Genomic DNA, 22,752 nt, shown 5'->3' with positions numbered 1-22,752 from the left:
AGAAGAGGAATTCCGGTGGTATACCACGAAGCGCCACAAACCCGTCACTCCCGCTGACCACGAGCACCGGGAAAACGCGCTTTCCCCGCCCGCCGCCGCCCCGTAGCGTCGGCGCATGGCTTGCCGGATCACCGAACTCGTCCTCGATTGCACCGATCCGCAGCGGCTGGCGGACTTCTGGTGCGAAATCCTCGGCTACGTGGAACTCGGCCGGGAGGGCCTGGACATCGAGATCGGCCCGCCCGGCCGCGGTTCCGGGGGCCCGCAACCGACCCTGATCCTCAGTCACAGCACCGATCCGCGCCGCGGCAAGCTGCCCCTGCACCTGGACGTGAACCCGACCGATCGCGACCAGGACGCGGAACTGCACCGGCTGCTGGCCGCGGGCGCCAGCACCGCCGACGTCGGCCAGAGCGGCGGCGAATCGTGGCACGTGCTGGCCGACCCGGAAGGCAACGAATTCTGTCTGCTCCGCCGCCGGGTCGAGCCGGTACCGGACGACACGACTGCCTGACCGCGACCGAGACGCCTCGCAGCAAGCTTGCCGGGCAGAGAGCGGTTTGCCCGCACCGGGCGAAACGTGGTGACTCGATCGGGTTCGACCTGTCCGGCGAAGGGCTGCGTTCGCGTGTCACGATCAAGGCTTTGTGCGACTGATTCGGTCTGGAGAATTGCCGTACACGTACGCTACTTTTCGCCGGTACATACCCGGCATCCGGCTGGCTACCCTCTGTGCATGCGGATCCTGGGTGCGCTGTGCGCAGTCCTCGTGACCATCGGTGTCGTCGCCGCGCCACCCGCGAGTGCGGCGGCCGGGAGGGATCCGGCAGGCTGGGTGGCGCCGCTGAGCACGCGCGGCCGGTACATCGTCGACGCCGAGGGCAATCGGTTCAAGCTGAAGGCGGCCAACTGGCACGGCGCGAGCGGCACGTGGAACGGTTCCGGCGACCCCGCCGATCCGGCCAGTCACCACGGCGGCGAGATCGCCTACCAGACCCCGCTCGGGCTGGACCGGGCCTCGATCGACACGATCGTTGACGGGCTGGCCGAACTGGGCCTCAACAGCGTGCGCCTGCAGTTCTCCAACGCGATGATCCACGACGCGAACCCGGTGCCCGAACTGCCCGCCAACCCGCACCTGCGCGGCCTGACCCCGTTGCAGGTCTACGACCGCGTAGTGGACCGGCTGACCACGCGCGGTTTCGCGGTCATTCTCAACAACCACACCACCACCTCGCGCTGGTGCTGCGGGCTCGACGGCAACGAGCGCTGGAACACCTCGCAGACCGAGCAGCAGTGGCAGGACGACTGGCTGTTCATGGCCCGCCGGTATGCCGCGAACAACCGCGTCGTCGGCGCCGATCTGTACAACGAGGTCCGCCGCTCCGTGTTCGAGGACCCCGGCTGGGGGCCGGGCAACGGCACGGATTGGCAGCGCGCGAGCCAGCAGGTCGCCGACCGGATCCTCACCGAGGCGAACCCGGATCTGCTGATGATCGTCGAGGGGATCAACTGGACCGGGCTGCCGGTGGACGGACTGCCGCACGGCAGGCCCACCCTGGAGCCGGCCCGCACGCTGTCGCACACGCTCGTCGATTCCGGAAAACTGGTCTATTCCGCGCATTTCTACGGCTACACCGGCCCGAATCATTCCGGGGCGACCGGCATCGGCGAGACGCACGATCCGCGCTACCGCGACCTGACCCCGCAACAGTTGCGGGATGTGCTGTACCGGCAGGCTTTCTTCATCTCCGCAGAGACCGGCAAGCACTACAGCGCTCCACTGTGGATCAGCGAATTCGGGGAAGGCCGGGGCACCACCGACAAGGCCTCGCGCGCCTGGTTCGAGAATTTCCTCGGATACCTCGCCGAAACCGACACCGATTTCGCCTATTGGCCCGCAGTCGGCTTCCAGACCGCAGGCAAGGACGACGGCTGGTCCCTGCTCGCGTGGGACGGCGCGGGCGAGCGCACCGACATCCTCGACGGCACCGACTGGCGCGGCCCGGCCTGGCGCAGACTGATCGACGCACCATCGCGGACCGGGCAAATCCCGCCCGCTGAGCACTGGTCGCTGCTCAACCTCGACTACGGGGATTTCCCGGCGTCACGGGCGATGCGGGCGAAACCGGACTGGGATCCGGGCGCCCGCAAAGCGACCTGCCCCGACGGCCAGCGCCTCGCCGGACTGGCACACAACGGAACCCGAGGCCTCTGCACCGGCACACCGGCCACTCCCGGCGAGTACATCACCGTCACCGATGAGTCCACTGTCGACACAGACTGGGCGCGGGGCTACACGAAACGGCAATGCCCACCGGATCACGCCGTGGTCGGCTACAGCGTCAAGGGCGCGGCCGTGTCGGCGGTGCTGTGCGGCCGCTCGGCCACTCCCCTGGGCCACCACGGCCGCACAGTCTGGTTCGACCGCGGCGACGACCGTCCCAGCGCCGAGCCCGGTGGCGATTTCGCCTCGGGACACTACAAAGGACAGTGCACATCGGACGAGTACGTCGCCGGTGTCGCCGCCACGACAAGGGTGGGATCGAACGGGGAGCCGGTCGCCTTGCTCTGCCGCTCCTGACCGACGCGCTGCGCGGTCCACAGTGTCCAGTGCGTCACCGGACCCGAAGGCCCGCAACCGGTCCCGCCGCCCACAACCATGCCCCTTACGGCACCCGTGATCGACGTCACGGGCGCCGGAGGCAACCATCCGGCACCTGCTCGCTGGCTCACTCTGACGAGCTTCGGCCCAGCCGGGTATGACATCCTGATCACCAAGACAGTGAGTCGAAGGAGAGGACAGTCGTGGGCATTATCGGCTGGATCGTGCTGGGCCTGGTCGCCGGCGTCATCGCGAAAATACTGATGCCGGGCAAGGACCCGGGCGGCTGCATCATCACCATCCTGCTCGGCATCGGCGGCGCGCTGCTCGGCGGATGGATCGGCAAGACGGTCTTCCATCGCAACGTCGGTACCTTCTTCGATCTGAAGACCTGGGGGCTGGCGATCGCCGGCTCGCTGGTGATCCTGATCATCTACCGGCTGCTCTTCGGCCGCAGCCGCGACCGCAGGGACTGAACCGTTCGCGGGCCGGGCACCGGATGCACGGGTGCCCGGCCCGCGCGCCCGGTCTTACATACCGGCCTTGGGTGGACGCTTTGATCCCGCTGATCGTTCGCCGGGCCGGGCTCCTTGGCAGAGGGGTTCCCCGGCCGTGGTTTTCGGATCTTGCAGGCACGCGGCGCGTTCGGCGGGACTCGGGTGCCTGTCGCCGCTCGTCGGGCCGGGGCTCCTCCGGCGGGCGGGTTAGCCGGCGAAGTCGGTCCACGACCTCCGCTGCTACCGGCCGGGCGCCGCGACCCGGATCGGGTTTCTGGCCGCGCTGCACATCTTCCCCGCGGCTCGCACGGACCGGCCCGCCCCACGATCACCGAGTGCGCCCGGCGTTGCCTTCCCGATGCGCGGCCCGGCGACCGGAGCGGATCCAGGTAGGCGACGCGGGGTGGACATCCTGATTCTCGGCGGTGCGCCTTGGGGGCGGCGCGGACGTCACGGCGAAGGCGCCTCCGTGGTGAGGTCGCCGTTGGCTGCTGGACAACCCGGCCGCAGCCGCGCGCGGACCTGCACCACCGACCACCAGCCCTGTTTCCTACGCCACGTCGGCGGGTGTGCCGGGACTGACTCGCTCGCGGTAGCCATCGTAGCGCTGGGGCGCACCGAAACAGGACCGTCCGACGAAGGCCCCGGCACGCGTGGGCGGGGCCACGATCGCTGGTCGGCGCGCAGCCCGTGACGGTCACTCCTGGCAAGCACAGCGAAGCCGGCCCGGCCCACGACCGGCAGCCAGCACTCACTCACCCGGTGAACGGTCACCCTTGGCGAGCATGCCGAGGGTGACCGGGCTCGCGATCGGGCGGGCGGCCAGGGAGCGCAGTTCCTCGGCGGTGGGCGTCCGGTTCTCGCGGGCGGCGGTCAGGCAGCTGGTCGCGTAACCACAGACGCGGCCTTGGCACAGGCCCATGCCCGGTCGTGCGTAGAGCTTGACCGCGCGTGGGTCGGTGGCGCCCAGTTCGGTGGCTGCCGCGGCGATCGTGGCGGCGTCGACCTCTTCGCAGCGGCAGACCACGGTGGCCGGGGTGAGCCGGTCGGTCCAGCCCGGCGGGACCGGAAACGTCCGGTGCATCGCGCGGGCGAAGGCACGCCGTGCCCGACGTTGCCGCAGGAGCCCGCGCAGCTCGCGCGGATCCGGTGCGATGCCGAGAATGTCTTCCACCGCGGCGATTCCGGCGAGGTGACCCTCCACAACGGACGCGGCCGCACCGGCCACCCCGCAGACCTCTCCGGCCAGGTAGACCCGATCGCCGGTACTGCGCTGCCGATGATCGGCGACGGCGACCAGGCTGCCGTCCTCGTCCAGCCGGGTTTCGCAGCCGAGCTGCAGCGGGATCTCCAGCTGGGGCGTGAACCCGTAGCCGACGGCGAGCGTGTCACAGTCCACTTCGGACTCACTGCCGGGCACGAGCTTGCCCCACCGGGTGAGCCGGGCGGTGGTTATTCCGCTCAGCTCGCCCTTCCCGTGCGCCGCGAGGACAGTGGTGCGCGGGTGGTACGGGATCCGGTGCCGGGCCATCGTGGCGAGGAATCCCGCGCCCTCGGCCAGTTTCGCCGCGTTGACGGCCAGCGCACCGGGGAAACGGGCGAACCCGGCCGGGTGCCCGGCCTCGAACACCCCGGCGACCTCGGCACCGGATTCGGCCAGCCCGGCCGCCACCGCGAGCAGGAACGGCCCGGTCCCGGCGACGGCGATCCGCCGCCCGGCGAGCACGCCGTGTCCTTTGAGGAGGGACTGCACGCCCCCGGCGGTGTACACCCCGGGCAGGGTCCAGCCGGGGAACGGCAACTGCCGATCGTAGGCGCCGGTTGCCACGACGAGTGCGGCCACGCGGAGGCAGCGTTCGGTGTCGCAGCGCGTGGGGTGGTCGGGCGTGGCGTCCCCGCGTAGGGGGTCGCCCCGCCCGGCGTCCCCGCAAAGCGTGCCCTCGCGCGCGGGCTCATCACACGTGGCGCCCCTGCACACGGTGTTGTCGCCCACGGTGCCTTCGCCCGCACCGCGCCTGTGCACGGTGTCGCTGCTGCCACCGTGCGCGGTGCCTTCGTGCACCGTGTGGATCTCCAGCCCGTGTTCGTACCGGCCGACCTGCCACACGGTGTGCCGCGCGAGGTGCTCGACCCGGCCGGGCAGACTGTCGCGCAGGGTCTGGAACGTTCGCCAATCATGGTGCAGCGCACCGGAATCCGCGGGACCGCGATGCCGCCAGTACTGGCCGCCGGGATGCGCCCCGGCATCGATCAGCACGACGCGGGCACCCGCCGTGGCCGCCCGGACCGCCGCCGCGAGACCGGCGGGCCCGGCACCGAGCACGGCGAGGTCGTAGCCGGGCTCAGCAGCAGACGAGGTCATCATGGCCGCTCCCGTCCCCGGACCGCCACCGGCCGGGAATCCAGCACGGCGACGTCATCCTCAAGCACTGCAAGTGAAGTCACGACACCCCTCCCCGGCCTCAGCACGCAAGATCATCCCGTCCGGGCCCCTCCTGGGTGGTGACCTGGTCGCCGGCGATCGCCTCGGTCAGGCAGGCGCGCCGGTTCGGGTGGCCGTTGACGGTGACCAGGCAGTCGAAGCAGATGCCGATGCCGCAGAACAGGCCGCGCGGGGCGGCGTCGCGGCGGGTGGTGCGCCAGTGGCGCCGTCCGGCGGCGACGAGGGCGGCGCCGACGGTCTGGCCGGGTTCGGCGCGGATCGGCTCCCCGTCGAAGCGGAATTCGATCACGGCGTGGCCTCCTCGAACCGTTCCGGCCGGAAGGCGGCCGGGTCCAGGACCGGGGCGGACCCGGTGATCAGCTGGGCGATCAGCGACCCGGTCGCGGGCGCCAGCCCGATGCCGGCGCCCTCGTGCCCGGTGGCGTGGAACAAACCGGGCGCACGCGGATCGGCGCCGATCACCGGGAGGTGATCGGGGCAGTACGGCCGGAAGCCGAGGTAGGTGCGCAGCAGTGAAACCTCGGCCAGGAAAGGGAAAATCTCGATCGCCTGGGCGGCCAGCCGGCGCACCACCGGAAGTGAGAAGGACCGGTCGAACCCTACGCGTTCCCGGCTGGCACCGATCAGGACAGTCCCGGCGCCGGTGCCTTCGACCACCACCGAAGTCTCCAGTCCGGCGTCGCTGCTGGCGACGTTCGCCACGTATTCGGCGGTGTACACCTTGTGCCGCACCACTCGCGGCAGCGGCTCGGTGACCAGGACGAAACCCTTGCGCGGCAACACCGGGACCGGCGCGCGGGCAAGCTCGGCGAGCTGTCCGCTCCAGGTGCCGGCGGCGTTCACCGTGGCCTCGCCGAGCACCTGCGGCGCGGTGGGCGAATCGGTGCGCACGCCGAGCACGGTATCGCCGGGACCGCGGACGAAACCGGTCACTGTGGTGCCGGTCAGCACGCGCCCGCCCTTCGCGCGTACGTGCTGCAGCAACCGGGCCGCGGAGAGCATCGGCTGGACTTGAGCATCCTGCGGGTAGTAGGCGCCGCCGATCGCGGCCGGGGTGACGTTCGGCTCCAGCTCACGCAATTCGGCCGCGGTCACGTCCGCGGCGTCCACTCCGGACACTCGCTGCGCCGCGGTCAGCTCGGCCAGCCCGACGGCCGTCTCCGCCGAGGTCGCCACGACGACCCCGCCCTTGGCCTGGTATTCGAAGGTTTCGGCACCGTGCCGCGCGGCCAGCTCCCGCCACAACCGCGAGGAGACCAGCGCCAGCTCCAGCTCCGGGCCGGGTTCCTTGTCCGAAACCAGCAGATTGCCCTCGCACGCGGAGGTCGAGCCACCCCCCGGGCTGCCGCGTTCGACCACGGTGACCCGCAGCCCCGCCTCGGCGCAGTAGTACGCGCACGCAGCGCCGACCATCCCGCCGCCGATCACCACGACGTCGGTCATCGACGAACCCTCCGGCGACGATACTGGCCCATCCCCCGACTGTACAATGTCACACATTACGTTGCATAGACCAGGGGGAACACCGGTCAAGCGCGGAAGGACTCCCGGAGCGCCTCGGTCACCGGACCGCCGGCGGAAACCTGATGGCGGGCGAAGGATTCGGGAAGGGGCAGGCTCATGCGTCAGGCCTCCAGGGTGTCGGCAAAGTCGGCGTGAGGGGCCCTGCGCCGACCGCGGAGGTCCGTGAAGGGCTGTGAAGGGGCCCTTCACAGACTCAGAGTCCGTGAAGGGCCCCTTCACAGACCCGAAACCGGTCCGGCACACACCACGAGGTGGTCGCGCATCTCGAACACCTCCGCATCGCCCGCTGCCGGGCGCAATAGATCGAGAGGGCAAGCGCCATCGATGATGACGCGGCAGCCACGGCTCACTCTGCTGATCACGGGTCCTCGACCGACTTTGCCGAGACCCTGCGTCAGGCCTCCAGCCGGGATCGTCGGAGAGAGTCTGGGGCCGCTCGGCCCGCGATTCAAGCGTCCGCCGAGATCCGGTGCGCGCGGGGGCCTCCTCACCTCAGGGGTCTCCCGTTCGTGGCCGCCGGGTCGCCGACACTGGTGATCGGACCCGGTGGTCACTGCCCGTCCGTGTCCGGGAACGTCGTTTCCGCCGGGCAACGGGGTGAACGCGGGCACGGCCGGGTAGATCGCGATTACCGCCCTGGTTTCAGGCTCGGCGCGGGAGGACTCTCGAGCCATGACCAAATCCAATACCATAACCAAAGACGACGACCTCAAGGTCGAATCCGAGACAATTCAGTTCATCTGCACGATCGACAACCGCGCCAATGTCGCCTTGACGCTCCAGTCGAAGGAACTCAAATGGGGAAAGTTCTACGATGACCCGAACTTTTCACCGGTGGAAACCATTCCCTCGAAGAAGGAGATTCCGGCCTTCCGGACCAGCGGCAAGGCCGGCAGCTCCTCGGGGACCGAGGGCACGGTGGTCTATCAGTTCGGGGACGACGCGAAAACCGTGGTGACCATCTACTGGGACGTGACCTGGTGCGCCGGCTGCGACAATCACCTGAAGGCCGAGGCCTCGGACGACGACATCGCGGTCCAGGTCACCGGCTGGAAAGGCTCCGGGTCGGTAGAGGCCGTCGTCATCAAGGTCGTCGACGGACGCAAGTCGTAGCCGCCCCGGCCCTCGTCGACCACGCACACTCGCGCGGAGTCCGGCATAGCGCCGGGCTCCGCTTCTCGTAATTCCAGGAAACGCCGGAGGAAATGACAAACGCGCGGTGAGCTTGACGACGCGGAGAACATTCCCCTTGGTGACCCGGGCGGAGAATGGGTGACCTCGCCGGATGAACCGCGCCGGTCCGTGTCCGCCAGGAGCCGTTCCCCGCAATCGACGAGTGAACCTCCGCGATACCGAGTGGATCGCGATCACCTTGCTGGTTTCGGAGCCCACCCGGGAGGACCCTGGAGCACATGACGACCACACAGACCCAGAAGAACACGAAACTTTTCCAGCTTGCCTGCACTATCAGCAATGCCACGGATTCGGATTTCATGCTGAAGTCGACGGCCCTCCAGTGGGGCAAGTTCGATTCCGGCCCGGTCAAACGCGTTCCCGCGCACCAGACCGCGCAGGCATTCATCGCGACCGGCCTGGACCAGAGTTCGGCGGGTACCGAGGGCGAGGTCACGTACCGGATCGGCGACGACAAGACCGCGTGGTTCACGATCTACTGGGAGGTGCCGTGGCCGGACGAGGCGAAGAACATGATCAAGGTGGAATCCTCCGAGGAGGACATCCTCGTCAAGGTCACCGGATTCGCAGGGTCGGGTCCGCGCGAGACCCTCTCGATCGAGGTCGCCGACACCCGCCGCCGCTAGGTCCGCCGACCGGTCGAGCACCTCGCAGGCGGTGGACGCGGCCCGCACGGTCACCGATAGGCCCGGATGCGCGGCCGTGACCGCCTTGATCATCCGCGGCAGCGGATCGACCGGCCGCGAGGGCATGGCCGCGAGCTCCATCCGCCCGGCCCGCAGCCCGGCCACCGCCTCGCTCGCGTCGGCGAGCCCGCGCACCACCTGGTGCGCGGGCTCGATCAGGGCCTTCCCGGCCTCGGTGAGCACCAGGCGCCGACCGATCCGGTGGAACAGGTTCTGCCCGAGATCACGTTCGAGCGCCTGGATGGCCTGCGCCGGCGAGGCTGCGCCACGAAACGGCGCCCCGGCACGCTCCCGTGCCCGACGACCGCGAGGAGGCAGCCGAGCGTCCATAGTGGCCAGTCTCCGTGCGGATCAGGCCACCTTCGGGTTCGCGCGCACTCCGGGGTGGAGGTACCGCCGCCCGTCCGGCAGCGTGGGAGAACACCCCCGTGATCCAGGAACGGGAGCCGGACGGGCGTTCGACGCCGAGATCTCCAAGGACCGCAACACCATCGAGCGCGGCTTCGGCCGACTCAAACAGTGGCGCGCCATCGCCACCCGCCGCGACAACTACGCCACCACCTACCTCGGCGGCGGCCTCCTCGCCTGCTTGATCATCCACCACCGCGTCCGCGATCAGCGGACACTCCCTAGCCCGCCGCGGCGCCCAGCTCGCGCACCGCCGTGGTCACCTCGGCCAGCACCGACGGGATCGGCGTGACCCCGAGGCCGGGCCCGGACGGCACCGGCAGGTACCCGTCCACCAGCGTGAACGGCTCGGTCAGGTCGGTCTCGTAGTACCGGCGGGAGGCCGAGACGTCTCCCGGGAGGGTGCAGTTCGGCAGTGCCGCGAGCGCGAGGTTCCCGGCGCGGCCGAGCCCGGTCTCCAGCATTCCGCCACACCAGACCGCGACCCCGTGCGCGGCGCACACATCGTGGATCCGGCGGGCTTCGAGGTAGCCGCCGACCCGGCCGGGTTTGATGTTCACGATCCGGCAGGCGCCCAGCGTGATCGCCGCGGCGGCCGAACGGGCGGAAACGATCGATTCGTCCAGGCACATCGGGGTGCGCAGCTGCCGGGCGAGCTCGGCGTGCCCGAGCAGGTCCTCCTCGTCGAGCGGCTGCTCGATCAGCAGCAGGCCGAAACCGTCGAGCCGCGCGAGGTGGCGGGCGTCGCCCAGCGCGTACGCCCCGTTCGCGTCGACCTGCAGCGGCAGGTCCTCGCCGAACCGCTCCCGGACGGCGCGGACCGGCTCGACGTCCCAGCCCGGCTCGATCTTCAGCTTGACCCGCCGGTACCCGGCCTCGAGGTAGCCGCCCACCGCGTCGAGCAGTTCCGGCACCGAATCCATGATGCCCACCGACACGCCGCTCGGCACGCGATCGGCCACCGCGCCGAGGCTGGTCGCGAAGGACATGCCGTAGCCACGGAGTTCCGCGTCCAGCACGGCCGTCTCCAACGCCGCCTTCGCCATCCGATGTCCCTTGACACCGGCGAGCATCGGGGCCACCGATGGCGCGGTCACGTTCCCCGCCGCGAGCAACGGAGGCACCAGATGCCGGGCGAGGACGTCTTCAGCGCCCGCCAAGTACTCCGAGGAGTAGCCGGCGTCCGCGCCCGCGACGCATTCACCCCAGCCCTCACTGTCCGATGTGGTCACGTGCACGAGCAATGCCGGACGTTCGTACTCGACACCGAGCGAGGTACGGAACGGACGGACCAGCGGCAGCGAGATCCGCCGCAGCACGACGCGGTCGATTTTCACTGCCATTCCCCCGATTCGACCAGATAGGCCTCCGCCGAACGGACGAAGCCGAGCACCCGGGCGCCGTCGGCGAGCAGTCCGCCGAGGACCTCCCGCACGGCCGCCCGCCACTGCCCGGCGAGCACGGGATCGTGCAGCCGCACCATTTCTATGTCCGAAGGTACCGCGACCATGACCTTTTTTACCTTGACGGGATGGGAAACCGGCCGGCCTTCGACCGCCGCCAGAACATACGGGGCCGGGCTGTGGTGCTCATTCGGTATTCCTTCGTCACACACCGCGATCACCCGGTCATCGAGCAGATCCCATTGCAGCATCAACCGATCCGTGTCGTCGGTGCCGTTCAGCCCGTCGCTGAGCCGCCCGTAGTGGTCGGGCAGGTACTTCGTTGCCGTGCCACCGAGTTTGCCGAGGTTGAAGGAGGCATTGCGAGCCACCAGTGGATCGAAGGTCCAGGTGATCCGCGTTACCCCGGATTCGAGCGCGTGCGCGCGCTGATCCAGTTTGAGCGCGAGACCGACGTGCCTGCCCCGCGCGGAGTCCAGCACTCCGGCCAGGTGACTGTGCATTCCGGGCCGATCCGGCGGGCCCCACAGTCCAATGCAGACCCCCAGCAGGGTGTCCGTGCGCTCGTCGAACGCCCCGGCCACATAGCTTCCCGCGTCCGCGATGGCCTTGATCACATCGGCCGCGATCGGCGGACGGGACGGACCGGTCCGCCAGACCGCGCTGAGAAACCGTTCGCACGCAAAACTGTCCGCAGTGGAGTCGAGTGGCCGGAGCACGACCCCGGCGCGGCTCGCGGCGGCCGCCGCGCTTTTCCTTGCTCTGATCGTCGTAACGACTGTGTCCATGACGGCATCATCGGCACTGCGGGCGATCACGCGACAGCGTCCGCACCCACCGTTCAGATCAAGTTCGGGCAGCCGTCGCCTGCCCGCCGCGCACCGGACCGCTGGATTCACTTGGGTGGCCGTATGAATCCGGGCAATCGGGTCTTCTCGACCCCAGGAGCCCACCGGCTCCCTTTCCCGGCCACAACCGAAGCACCATCGGCGAACGCTGCCGTCCGGGCGCTCGCGGAAGTGGCCCGGCGGCTCGACCGGGACCTGGCGCTGTCGGCGAAAACCGCCGCCGCGCAGGACCATCGAGGCGCGGTGATCACCGTACACACCCGCACCGTCGCGGACGGTATCGCCGGGCCGGTCGCCCGGGTGCACGTCGAGCAGGGTTGGCTGTGCGTCGAAATCAGTTGCCCACCAGGCGATCCCTGGGAACGCGCGGCGTCGGCGGTCGCGGAGATGCACGGTGAGATCCTCGGTGCTCTGCTCGCCGATCCTGGTCTGGACCTCCAAGCCACGGCAGCGCTGTCCGAGACGACCCGGGCCGCGGTGCTCGGCCCGCTTGCCGGGACGATCGCGGAGAACGGTCCGTATCGGAGTGTCCCGGAACGGATCCACGCCGCCGCGCTGTCCACTCCGGACGCCATCGCGGTGTATGCCGCGGACGGCACACTGACCTACCGGGAATTCGTCACCCGCGCGGAGGCACTGGCCACCCGGATCCACGGCTCCGCATTGGTACCGGTCCTGGTCTCCGGCGGTCTCGCGTTGCCGGTGTCCTGGGCGGCTGTGATGTTCGCCGGGGCGGGCTACGTACCGATCGATCCGGGCTGGCCCGCGCAGCGCGTCGAACGCGTCCTGGATCTCCTGGACAGCCCGCTCGTGGTGTGCACGGATCCGGAGACCGTGCCCGCCGCCCACCGCGATCGCGCCGTCTCCGCCCCTGCTCGCGGCACTGGTGCCCCGCTCGGCAACCTGCCCGGTCCGGACGCGATCTGCTACGGCGTGTACACCTCGGGCACCACCGGAACCCCGCTGTGCGCCTTGAACTTCCACCGCAGCCTGGCGAACCGGCTGTCCTTCATGGACCGATGGTTCGGTGTACCGCCCGGCCGCGAAGTGGTGCTGCAGAACACCCGGCACACCTTCGATTCGGCGTTCTGGCAGCTCTTCTGGCCGCTGACCACCGGCGGTGCGACCGTGGTCCCCGCCGCCGGGGACCACCTCGACCTGCCGCAGCTGGTCGACCTGATCGAAACGCACGAGGTCACCGTCACCGACTTCGTCCCGGCCGTGCTGAACGCTCTGCTGCGCCTGCTGGAACAGCGCCCGGCCACCGCCACCCGGCTGCGTTCCCTGCGGCACCTCGTGGTCGGTGGCGAGCAGATCAACCCCCGCGACGTGCACCGTCTCCGGGAATTGCTGCCAGGCCTGCGGATCAGCAACGCCTACGGACCGTCCGAAGCGGCCATCGGAATGATCTTCCACGAGGTGCGCGCCGCCGATGGCGACGACATCCCGCTGGGCCGCCCGATCGACAACTGCACCGCGGTGATCGTCGACGCCGAAGGCCGTCCCCTGCCGCCTGGCGCGACCGGAGAGATCGTTCTCGGCGGCGCCTGCGTCGGCGCCGGGTACCACCGCGAGCCGCAGCGCACCACGGAACGGTTCGTCACCCGGCCCCCGTTCGGACGGCAATACCGCACCGGCGACCTCGGGTATCTCGATCCGGCCGGGCGCTTCCATTTCGCCGGCCGGATCGACGATCAGGTCAAGATCGGCGGCGTTCGGGTGGAACCGGGCGAGCTGGAGAACGTGTCCTTGACCTGCCCCGGCGTCCGGCAAGCGGTCGCGCTCGCCGCCGGGCCCGCGGCGAATCGCGAGCTGGTGCTGGCCGTCACCGGGACGGCCGGTGCCCCGGAAGTGCTCGCCCACCTGCGGGACCGGCTGCCGCGGGGCAGCCTGCCACAGCGCGTCGAGGTCGTGGACGAGCTTCCGCTGACCGACGCGGGCAAGGTCGACCGCCGCCGACTGGGCAGGCAGCTGGAGCCGGTTCCGGCCGCCACCGGCGATCCCGTGCTGGCGATCCTGCGGACCGTGCTCCGGCGCCCGCACCTGACCGCGGACGAGGATTTCTTCGCCACCGGCGGGAATTCCCTGCAAGCGATCTCCGCGGTGCTGGAACTGAACACCCGGTTCCGGGCAGACCTCGGCGTCCGCGATCTGGTCGAGCATCCGACCGCGACCGCGTTGCACGCCGTGCTCGCGCACCACCGGCCGCCCACCCCGGTGGCCGAGCTGGTCGCCACCGACCTCGCTACGCTCAGCACACCCGCCGCACGGGCCGGGTCTCGCCGGAACACGGCACGTACCGTGCTGCTCACCGGCGCGTCCGGCTTCGTCGGCGCCCGGGTGCTGCACGAACTCCTCGCCCGGACCGGCCTCCGGGTGATCTGCCTGGTCCGTGGCCGGGACGACGCCCATGCGCGGCAACGGCTTCTCGCCACGCTCGCCGAGTACCGGCTGACCCATCCCGATTGCCTCACCCGGACGACGGTGTACGCCGGCGACCTGGCCCGCCCGGGTTTCGGCCTGAGCCCCGCCCGCTGGCGTTCCCTCGTCCGGGAATGCGATCTGATCGTCCACAGTGGAGCGTTGGTCAATCTCGTCTACGACTACCGCATGCACCGCGAGCCGAACGTGCTGGGCACCGCGGAGATCATCCGCCTCGCCCACGAAGCCGGTGGCATTGCGCTGCACCACATTTCGACGCTAGGTGTGCTCTACGACCACGCGGTGACCCACGGCCGGGCGGTGCCCGAGGACATCGACATCACCGGAGTGACCCCGCCCACGAGCGGGTACAGCCTGTCGAAGTGGGTGGCCGAGCGGCTGGTCCGGGCCGCGACGGACCTGCCGTCGACGGTGCTGCGGCTGGGCGAAGTCATGCCCGCCACCGATGTCCCGGTACCCAATCCGAACGCGGTGACCCATCTGCTGCTCACCGCGTTCCGGCGGCTCGGCGCGGTACCCCGGGCCGTGCTCCGGTCCGACTACAGCCCGGTCGACACGGTGGCCGCCGCCGTCGTCGCGGAACTCGGCACGCCCGAGCGAACCCGCGCGCGGCACGTGTACTGCCCGGGGACGGTGAACTTCGACGAGCTGGCCGGGGTCACGCACCGAGTGTCCTGTTTGCACTTCCTCGCCGAGCTTCGCACCGCCGCCGCGGCCGGGGACGTCGAGCTGGGCAGGCTGCTGACAGTCCTCGACCACCGCGGCGGCGACGCGGCCGACGAGGAAAGCGTGCGTGCCGTGCTGGAGAACCTGTTGCAGGACAACCCGGCCTACTTCGGCCGGATGGAAGAACGAGCCGGTGTCTGAGGCGAAAAGACCGGAGCAGGAGAAGCGGATGAAACAGCGCACCATGGGCAGGCTCGGCTGGCAGGTCGGCGAAGTCGGGTACGGCATGTGGGGCATCGGCGGCGGACCGGGCGGATTCACCGGCTGGAACTATGACGTCGCGCCCACCGCCCTCGATCTGGCGGTGGACCTGGACTGCACGTTCTTCGACACCGCTTGGGTCTACGGCCGCGGCACATCGGAATGCCTGCTCGGCGAGCTGCGGCGCCGCCGTCCGGACGCGGACATGCGGATCGCCACCAAGATCCCCCCGCTCAACCGCGAATGGCCGCCGCGCCCGCAGGACACGCTCGAAGACGTCTTCCCTGCCGCGCACATCCTGGACTACACCAAGCGGAGTCTCGACAACCTCGGCGTGGCGAAGATCGATCTGCTGCAGTTCCACGTCTGGGAGGACCGCTGGGCCGCCGAACCCGGCTGGCAGGACGCGGTCGCCCGGCTCAAGGAAGACGGCCTGATCGACGGGTTCGGCATCAGCGTGAATCGCTGGGAACCGGAGAACTGCTTCGCCGCGCTGGACACCGGGCTGATCGACGCGATCCAGGTCATCTACAACGTCTTCGACCAGGCCCCCGAGGACGAGCTGTTCCCCCGGGCGCTCGAAGAGGACATCGCGATCATCGCGCGAGTCCCGTTCGACGAAGGCTCGCTGACCGGCACCCTGACCGCGGAAACGGCGTTCCCGGCCGAGGACTGGCGAGCCGTCTACTTCGGACCGGAGAATCTGCCGCCGACCGTCGCACGGGTCGAGGCGCTGCGTGCGCTGATTCCGGACGGAATCACCTTGCCGGAGCTGGCATTGCGGTTCATTCTGCACCACCCGGCCGTTTCTGCGGTCATCCCTGGGATGCGGCGTCCCGAGCACGTCCGCGCCAACCTGCAGGTCTCCGGCGCCGACCCGCTGCCGCCGGAGCTGCTGGACGCGCTGCGCGCACACCGCTGGGACCGCACGCCCACGCCATGGTCGATGTGAGAGCCGAGGAGACCCAGTGACTCGAACCGTTGCCCCGCCCTCCACAGTGGACAGCGACATCTGGTCGTCCGTGGCCGCGCAGGCCGCGCTGACCCCTCGCGCGGTGGCCTTGGTGGACGCGGCCGGCGAACTGGACTACGAAACCCTCCTCGGCTGTGTCGCCGAGATGGCGCGCCGGCTGGACGAGGCAGGCGTGCGCGCGGGCGACCTCGTCGGTATCCGCCTGCCGCGAGGCCGGGACGCGATCGTGGCCATCCTCGCGACGCTGCGGGCCGGGGCCGGCTACATACCGCTCGACCCGGTCTATCCGGAAGCCCGGCTGGCCATGATGATCGAGGAGACCCGGCCACGGGCGATCGTCACCGAAGACGGCGTGCAGCCGCTGGAGAACAGCGTTGCCCGGGAGAATCCGGCGTACGTCATCTTCACTTCGGGTTCGACCGGGCGGCCCAAGGGGGTGCTCGTCGGCCGCCAGTCACTGGCGGACTTCACCGAGGCCTTCGCGGACCGGTTCGCCTTCGCCGAGGGCGACCGGATCCTGCAGTTCGCCTCGCTGAGCTTCGACACGAGCGTCGAGGAGATCTTCTGCCCGCTGATCCGCGGCGCGACCCTGGTCCTGCGCGACGACGACATGATCAGCCGTCCCGATCTGTTCCTCGCCCGCTGCGCCGCGCTCGGGATCACCGTGCTGGACCTGCCGACCGCGTACTGGCACGAACTCGTCGCCGAGCTGGACCGCGGCGGGGCGGCGGTGCCCAGCAGCATCCGTTGCGTGATCATCGGTGGCGAGACCGCTCGCCCGGACGCAGTGCGGCGGTGGCAGTCCGTGGTGCGTCGCGAAGTACGGCTGTACAACACCTACGGCCCGACCGAGACCACCGTCGGCGCCACCGTCGCGGACGTCACCGAATGGTCCGGCGACGTGGTCCCGATCGGCGTCCCGCACCGGGGTGTGACCTGCCGGATCGGCGATGACGGCGAGCTGCTGATCGGCGGCATCGGCGTGGTCGAAGGCTATCTCAACCGCCCCGAGCTGACTGCCGAACGATTCGTCACGACGCCGGAGCACGGCCGCGAGTACCGCACCGGCGACCGGGTGCGCCGCGCCGTGGATGGGCAGCTGGAGTTCCTCGGCCGGCTCGACGAGCAGGTGAAGATCCGTGGCTACCGGGTGGAACCGGCGGAGGTGGAGGCGGCCCTGCGCGAGATCGGCGGCGTGACCGACGCCGTCGTGGTGGCCGACGACCGCGCCGGCCGCGCCCGGCTGGTCGGGCACGTCGTCACCGACGGCACGGTCGACCTCGCCACCGTGCGCGAGCATCTCACCGGGCAGCTGCCCGCTCACCTCGTCCCGAGCGCGCTCGTCCCGCACCCCCGGCTGCCGCTGAACCCGCAGGGCAAGATCGACAAAACCGCCCTGGCCGCCCGGGTTTCCGCTGTCGAGTCCACTTCGGATACTTTGTGGACGGACACCGAACAGGCCGCCGCCACGTTGTTCAGCAACGTGCTCGGCCTCCCGGTCACCGATCCGGCGGACGACTTCCTCGCGCTCGGCGGTGATTCGCTCGACGCGGTAAGGCTGATCGCCGCCCTGCGCCGCGTGCACGGCGCGGAACTCACGCTCACGAAGTGGTACGCCGACTCGACCGTCGCCGCGCTGGCCCAGGTGATCGCCGATGCCGCCGGACGTCCGGAGACCTCCGTCGCCACGCTCGCCGAGGCGGTCCCGCAGCGACTGAACCCGATGCAGCGCGACTACTGGATCGCCGAGCAGCTGTGCGCCGATCTCCCGGTATACACCCTGGGCATCCGCTACCGCTGGACAGTTCCGGTCGACGTACCCGCCCTGACTGGCGCTCTCGCCGAACTCTCGCGCCGGCATCCGTTGCTGCGAGCCCGTTTCCCCGACGACGGGACCGAGCCGAGCCTGCTCATCGAGCCGGACGCGACCATCCCGCTCACCCTCGGCGAGCCGGACCGCGCCGGAATCGACTACCGGCACGGCCCGATCGCGCACGCCTACCTCGACCGCGACGAGCTGGTCCTGATCGTGCACCATCTCGCCTTCGACGGCTGGTCCGCCGGGGTGTTCGGCCAGGAACTCGCGGTGCTCTACCAAGCCGAATCCGGCACCGCGACACACTCGCTGCCCCTTGCCCGTCCGGTCCCTGATCTCTCCGCGCTGAGCGCCCGCGCCCATGCCAACCCGGCACTCGTGACGTACTGGCAGGAAAGGCTTTCCGGCGCGGATCTCGACCTCGAACTGCCCACCGACCGCACCCGGCCGGCCGCGCCTTCCCACGCCGCCGAGCGCGTCGGCCGTCGTCTCGACCCCGCCCTGTTGGAGCGACTGCGCACCTACGCAGGCGGGCAGCGGGCGAGCCTGTTCATGGTGCTGCTGGCCGGGCTCCAGGCCGTGCTCCGCCGATACACCGGGCGGACTGATCTGACGGTGCTGTCACCGGTGGCCGGGCGGCCGACCAGCGAGCTGGCCTCGGTGATCGGGCCTGCGCTGAACGTCCTCCCGTTGCGTGGCGACGTCACCGGCGAGCCGTCGTTCGCCGAACTCGTCACCCGCGTCCGGACCGCCGTGCTGAACGATCTCGACCACCAGGACCTGGCCCTGCCGGACCTGGTGGCCGCGCTGGCCCGGTCCGGCGCGGGCAAGCGGCTGAGCCCGGTGATGCTGACCGTGCACAACACCCCGGCACCCGGCGACGTCGTCCGCTATGCGGGCGAACTCGCTCCGGCGGCCAGCATGGTCGATCTCTGTCTCGCCCTCGATTTCCCGGACGACGGCGCGGTTCTGCACGCCGACTACGCCACCGAAATCTTCGACGGCAGGCGCATCGAAGCGTTGCTGGACCACTTGGTGACCTTCCTCGACGCGGCGACCACCGACGCCCGAACCCCGATCACGCGGCTGCCACTGCTCACCGAAGCCGAGCAGCACCGCATCCTGCACGACTGGAACGACACCGCCGCCCCGGTGCCGGACGCGACCACCGTGCACGAACTGTTCGAACGCCGCGTTGCAGCGGCGCCGGACGCCCCCTCGCTGACTGTCGGCGATACCACGCTCAGCTACGTCGATCTCGACTGCCGCGCCAACCGGCTCGCCCGGCGGCTGCGTGCCGAAGGCGTACGACCGGGCCACCGGGTCGCGATCAACCTGGACCGCGGCGTCGACCTGTTCATCGCGATGTGGGCGGTACTCAAGTCAGGCGGCGCCTACGTCCCGCTGGACCCGGCCTATCCGCCGGATCGGCTGGCCTACATGCTCGCCGACAGCGACCCGGCAACGGTGATCGACGAGTCCTATCTGGCCACCGGGCTGTCCGAAGACGACAGTGCGCTGCCCGTCGTCAACACGGGAGACGATCCGGCGTACGTCATCTACACCTCCGGCTCCACCGGGCGGCCCAAGGGTGTCGTGATCACGCACCGGAATCTGGTGCACGCGGCCGGAATGTGGCAGCAGGACTACCGGCTCCGTCCGGAGTGGACATACCTGCAGGCGGCGAGCTTCTCGTTCGACATGTTCGTCGGCGAGACCCTGCGCGCCCACCTCAGCGGCGGCCGACTGGTCGTGGCCCCACGGGAAACCCTGCTCGACCCGGCCGGCCTGTACGAGCTGATGCGGGCCGAACAGGTGAACTGCACCGAACTCGTGCCCGCGGTCCTTCGGGCACTGCTCGACCATGCCGACCGCGCCGGCACCGATCTGTCCTTTGTGGACCTGCTGATCGGCGGCGGCGAGAAGTGGCACGTGCGGGAGTACGAACTCGCCCGCCGCCTGGTCGGTCCGGGCAACCGGGTGGTGAACTCCTACGGCGTCACCGAAGTCACCGTGGACAACGTCCGCTTCGAAGGCCCGGCCGGGCATCTCGCCGCAGACGCCCCACTGCCGATCGGGCGGCCGTTTCCGAACAACCGGGTCTACGTAGTGGATTCCGACCGCCGACCGGTGCCCGCGGGCGTAATCGGTGAGCTATATCTGGGTGGCCTCGGCGTCTCCCCCGGCTACCACAACCGGCCCGAACTGACCGCGGAACGCTTCGTGCCGGATCCGTTCGCAAGCACTCCGGACGCGCGGATGTACCGGACCGGCGACTCGGCGAGGTACCACTTCGACGGCACGGTCGACTTCCTCGGCCGGCTCGACGACCAGGTCAAGGTCAACGGATACCGCGTCGAACTCGGCGAGATCGAAGCCGCGCTCAGCACGCTGCCCCACGTCACCGCGTCCGCCGCGGCCATCCATCAACGACCGGACGGACTCGCCCAGCTGATCGGCTACGTCGTTACCCGCGACGGCAGCGACGAGGCCACTCTCCGCGACGGGCTCGCGGACAGCCTGCCGGGCCATCTGATCCCGGCCCGGATCCTCGTCCTGGACGCCCTTCCCTTGACCCCCAACGGAAAACTTGACCGGCGAGCGCTACCAGCACCGTCCGATGGGGACACCGCCGGAGCGAAAGCCCGCACCGCGACCGAACGTCGTATTGCCACCGCATGGTCGGCGGTGCTCGGCGTCGAAGAACCCGGGATCGACGACAGCTTCTTCGCGCTCGGCGGGGATTCGTTCGCCGCACTCAAGGTCGTCCGCCGCATCGAGCCTTCGCCCAGCCTGGTCGAGTTCTACCGGCACGCCACCATCCGCCGGCTCGCCGCCCACCTCGACGAACGCGCCACGGCCGGGCCTGGCGACGATCGTCTGCTCCACCGGCTGACCCCGAGCGACGCGACCACGAATGGCCACACCGTCGTGGCGATCCCCTATTCCGGCGGCAGCGCCGTCGCCTACCAGCCGCTCGCGGATGCATTGCCCGACGGCTGGGCGCTGCAGGCGGTGGAACTGCCCGGCCACGACCGTTCCCGGCCCGCGGAGGCATTGCAACCGGCCTCCGTGGTGGCCGATCGGATCGTCGGCGAGCTAGGGGAAATCGACGGCCCGATCCTCCTTTATGGACACTGCCTCGGTGTCGCGCTGGCCGTGGACGTCGCCCGGCGAGCCGAAGCCGCCGGGGTGACGCTGGCCGGAGTCGCGCTCGGCGCGGGATTCCCGACCGCGCGATTGCCGGGGAAGGTCTTCGACTGGATCTACCGGCACCTGCCGGTCGACCGGTTCACTTCGGACCGCGAGTACCTCGCCTACTTGCGCGCCCGCGGCGGGTTCACCGACGTCGACGACGAGGACCAGCGGGCGTTCGTGCTCCGCAACGTCCGGCACGACGCCCGCGACGCCGAGGAGTACTTCACCGCCGCCTACCGCGGATCGTTCGAGCGGGTGCAGGCGCCGATCCTCGCGGTCGTCGGCGCCCGCGACCGGGTCACCGAGCATTACCAGGAACGCCAGGCGGAATGGCGGCACTTCACCGACGGCGGCGTCGGCCTCGCCGTGCTCCCCCAGGCCGGGCACTTCTTCCTCAAGACCCACGCGGAAGCTCTCGCCGCGGCGCTGACCCGGTTCGTCACCGGCGGCCCGTCCGCCGCCCCGGCCCCGGTGCCCTCGGCCGCGCCGAACCTGCGCAAGTTCGCGCTGGTCGCGTTCGGGCAGTTCCTGTCCATGATCGGCAGCGGGCTGAGCACCCTGGTGCTGAGCATCTGGGTGTTCCGGCAGACCGGGTCGACCACCGATTTCGCGCTGGTCAACGCGATCGGCCTGCTGCCCGGCATCCTCGCCGGGCCACTCGCCGGCGCGGTCGCCGACCGGTGGGACCGGCGCCGGGTGATGCTGGCCAGCGACAGCGCGGCCGGGCTTTCGATGGCCGCGCTGGCCACCTTGATGCTGAGCGACGGCCTGCACCTGTGGCATGTCTACCTCGCCGTGATCGTCACTTCGGTGGCCAGCGCGTTCCAGCGACCGGCCTACCTCGCGGCGGTCGCCCAGCTCGTGCCGAAGCGGTATCTCGGGCACGCCAGCGGGATCGGACAGCTCGGTCTCGGCGTCGGCCAGGTCTTCTCCCCCATGCTCGGCGCCGCGCTACTCGGCCCGCTCGGCGTGGGCGGCGTGCTGCTTGTCGACATGGCCACCTTCGCGGTCGGCGCGGTCACGCTCCTGTTCACGCGGTTCCCGAACCTGCTGTTCCGCCGCCGTGAAGAGAACTTCCGCACCGAAATCCGCCACGGCTGGCGCTACATCGTGCGTCGGCCCGGGCTGCGCGCCGCGCTCCGGTTCTTCGTCATCGACCACGTCTTCTACACGCTGGGCTTCGCGGTGATCACGCCGATGCTGCTGCTCGACCAGCCCGAGTCGGTGATGGGGATGGCGCTGGGCGCGGGTGGCGTCGGCGGCCTCGCCGGCAGTGTCGTGATGGGCATCTGGGGCGGGACGAAGCGGCGCACGCACGGCATGCTGATCTCGATGGCCCTCGGCAGCGTGGCCATGGTGCTCGTCGGCGTCAGCACCGTGCCGGCGCTGATCGTGCTCGGCATGTTCCTGGTCGGCTTCGGCGAATCGCTGGCCGACGGCCACTGGATCGCGATCGTGCAAGGGAAAGTCGGTCTCGAACTGCAGGGCCGGGTGCTCTCGCTGTTCATCTCCCTGATGATGCTCACCATGCCGCTGGGCTACCTGGTGGTCGGCCCGCTGGCGGAACGCTATGTGCAGCCGCTGTTCGACGATCCCGGCCGTGGGCTCGCCCTGCTGATCGTGCTCAGTGGCGTGCTCCAGCTGGCCTGGGCGTTGCTCGGCCGGCGCAACGCCCGGCTCCGGCTGATCGAGGACGACCTGCCGGACGCGGTTCCCCCGGACACCATCGGCACCCGCGACGACCTGCAGCGCGAGGCCGACGAACTACTCGCTGCCCACCGACGCTAA

General features: G+C 70.1%; 13 protein-coding genes and 2 pseudogenes. 9 read left to right on the top strand and 6 right to left on the bottom strand.

The genetic code is table 11. From position 1 onward, the window contains the following. Positions 1 to 115: 115 nt before the first annotated feature. From ATK36_RS28755 to ATK36_RS28745, 3 genes are all read left to right on the top strand, one after another. Entirely contained in the window at positions 116 to 514 is a 399-nt protein-coding gene (locus ATK36_RS28755; RefSeq protein ID WP_098514309.1) for a VOC family protein, read from the top strand. Between the two features lie 222 nt (positions 515 to 736). Further along, positions 737 to 2,584, top strand: coding sequence for a glycoside hydrolase family 5 protein (locus ATK36_RS28750; protein ID WP_098514308.1), 1,848 nt, complete (start codon positions 737 to 739; stop codon positions 2,582 to 2,584). A gap of 224 nt (positions 2,585 to 2,808) precedes the next feature. Next, the gene (locus ATK36_RS28745; protein ID WP_098514307.1) at positions 2,809 to 3,081 is read left to right on the top strand and encodes a GlsB/YeaQ/YmgE family stress response membrane protein; all 273 of its coding nucleotides are present in this window, start codon (positions 2,809 to 2,811) and stop codon (positions 3,079 to 3,081) included. Positions 3,082 to 3,853: 772 nt separating this feature from the next. Here the strand turns inward: ATK36_RS28745 and ATK36_RS28740 are convergent. From ATK36_RS28740 to ATK36_RS28730, 3 genes are all read right to left on the bottom strand, one after another. Continuing rightward, the gene (locus tag ATK36_RS28740) at positions 3,854 to 5,467 is read right to left on the bottom strand and encodes an FAD-dependent oxidoreductase (protein WP_098514306.1); all 1,614 of its coding nucleotides are present in this window, start codon (positions 5,465 to 5,467) and stop codon (positions 3,854 to 3,856) included. Between the two features lie 97 nt (positions 5,468 to 5,564). Beyond that, the gene (locus ATK36_RS28735) at positions 5,565 to 5,834 is read right to left on the bottom strand and encodes a (2Fe-2S)-binding protein (RefSeq protein WP_098514305.1); all 270 of its coding nucleotides are present in this window, start codon (positions 5,832 to 5,834) and stop codon (positions 5,565 to 5,567) included. Continuing rightward, positions 5,831 to 6,988, bottom strand: a complete 1,158-nt coding sequence (locus ATK36_RS28730; RefSeq protein WP_098514304.1) for an NAD(P)/FAD-dependent oxidoreductase — start codon at positions 6,986 to 6,988, stop codon at positions 5,831 to 5,833. The genes ATK36_RS28735 and ATK36_RS28730 overlap by 4 nt, the downstream gene beginning before the upstream one ends. Before the next feature lie 753 nt (positions 6,989 to 7,741). On the opposite strand from ATK36_RS28730, the gene ATK36_RS28725 reads away from it, so the two are divergent. Together ATK36_RS28725 and ATK36_RS34010 are read left to right on the top strand one after the other, a co-directional pair. Further along, positions 7,742 to 8,182, top strand: coding sequence for an aegerolysin family protein (locus tag ATK36_RS28725; RefSeq protein WP_098514303.1), 441 nt, complete (start codon positions 7,742 to 7,744; stop codon positions 8,180 to 8,182). 299 nt (positions 8,183 to 8,481) lie between these two features. Further along, positions 8,482 to 8,889, top strand: coding sequence for an aegerolysin family protein (locus ATK36_RS34010; RefSeq protein ID WP_098514302.1), 408 nt, complete (start codon positions 8,482 to 8,484; stop codon positions 8,887 to 8,889). Between the two features lie 234 nt (positions 8,890 to 9,123). On the opposite strand, the pseudogene ATK36_RS34005 reads toward ATK36_RS34010, so the two are convergent. Beyond that, a pseudogene (locus ATK36_RS34005) lies at positions 9,124 to 9,279 on the bottom strand (helix-turn-helix domain-containing protein); the annotation flags it as partial. Positions 9,280 to 9,343: 64 nt separating this feature from the next. On the opposite strand from ATK36_RS34005, the pseudogene ATK36_RS31785 reads away from it, so the two are divergent. Then, a pseudogene (locus ATK36_RS31785) lies at positions 9,344 to 9,559 on the top strand (hypothetical protein); the annotation flags it as partial. Positions 9,560 to 9,578: 19 nt separating this feature from the next. Here the strand turns inward: ATK36_RS31785 and menC are convergent. Further along, on the bottom strand, positions 9,579 to 10,694 hold the full coding sequence (gene menC, locus ATK36_RS28710) for an o-succinylbenzoate synthase (RefSeq protein WP_098514300.1): 1,116 nt from the start codon (positions 10,692 to 10,694) through the stop codon (positions 9,579 to 9,581). Continuing rightward, positions 10,691 to 11,548: a hypothetical protein gene (locus tag ATK36_RS28705; RefSeq protein ID WP_098515261.1), complete on the bottom strand. Its 858-nt coding sequence runs from the start codon at positions 11,546 to 11,548 to the stop codon at positions 10,691 to 10,693. The genes menC and ATK36_RS28705 overlap by 4 nt, the downstream gene beginning before the upstream one ends. Before the next feature lie 123 nt (positions 11,549 to 11,671). Between ATK36_RS28705 and ATK36_RS28700 the strand changes: the two genes are divergently transcribed. From ATK36_RS28700 to ATK36_RS28690, 3 genes are read left to right on the top strand one after another with little or no spacing between them, the layout of a single operon-like run. Further along, entirely contained in the window at positions 11,672 to 14,917 is a 3,246-nt protein-coding gene (locus ATK36_RS28700; RefSeq protein WP_098514299.1) for a non-ribosomal peptide synthetase, read from the top strand. A gap of 28 nt (positions 14,918 to 14,945) precedes the next feature. Further along, entirely contained in the window at positions 14,946 to 15,929 is a 984-nt protein-coding gene (locus ATK36_RS28695; RefSeq protein WP_098514298.1) for an aldo/keto reductase, read from the top strand. 16 nt (positions 15,930 to 15,945) lie between these two features. Further along, complete coding sequence (locus tag ATK36_RS28690; RefSeq protein WP_098514297.1) at positions 15,946 to 22,752, top strand: non-ribosomal peptide synthetase/MFS transporter; 6,807 nt, start codon at positions 15,946 to 15,948, stop codon at positions 22,750 to 22,752.

The sequence above is a fragment of the Amycolatopsis sulphurea genome, assembly GCF_002564045.1.
Classification (GTDB): domain Bacteria; phylum Actinomycetota; class Actinomycetes; order Mycobacteriales; family Pseudonocardiaceae; genus Amycolatopsis; species Amycolatopsis sulphurea.
This window is presented reverse-complemented; position numbering and strand designations above follow the sequence as displayed.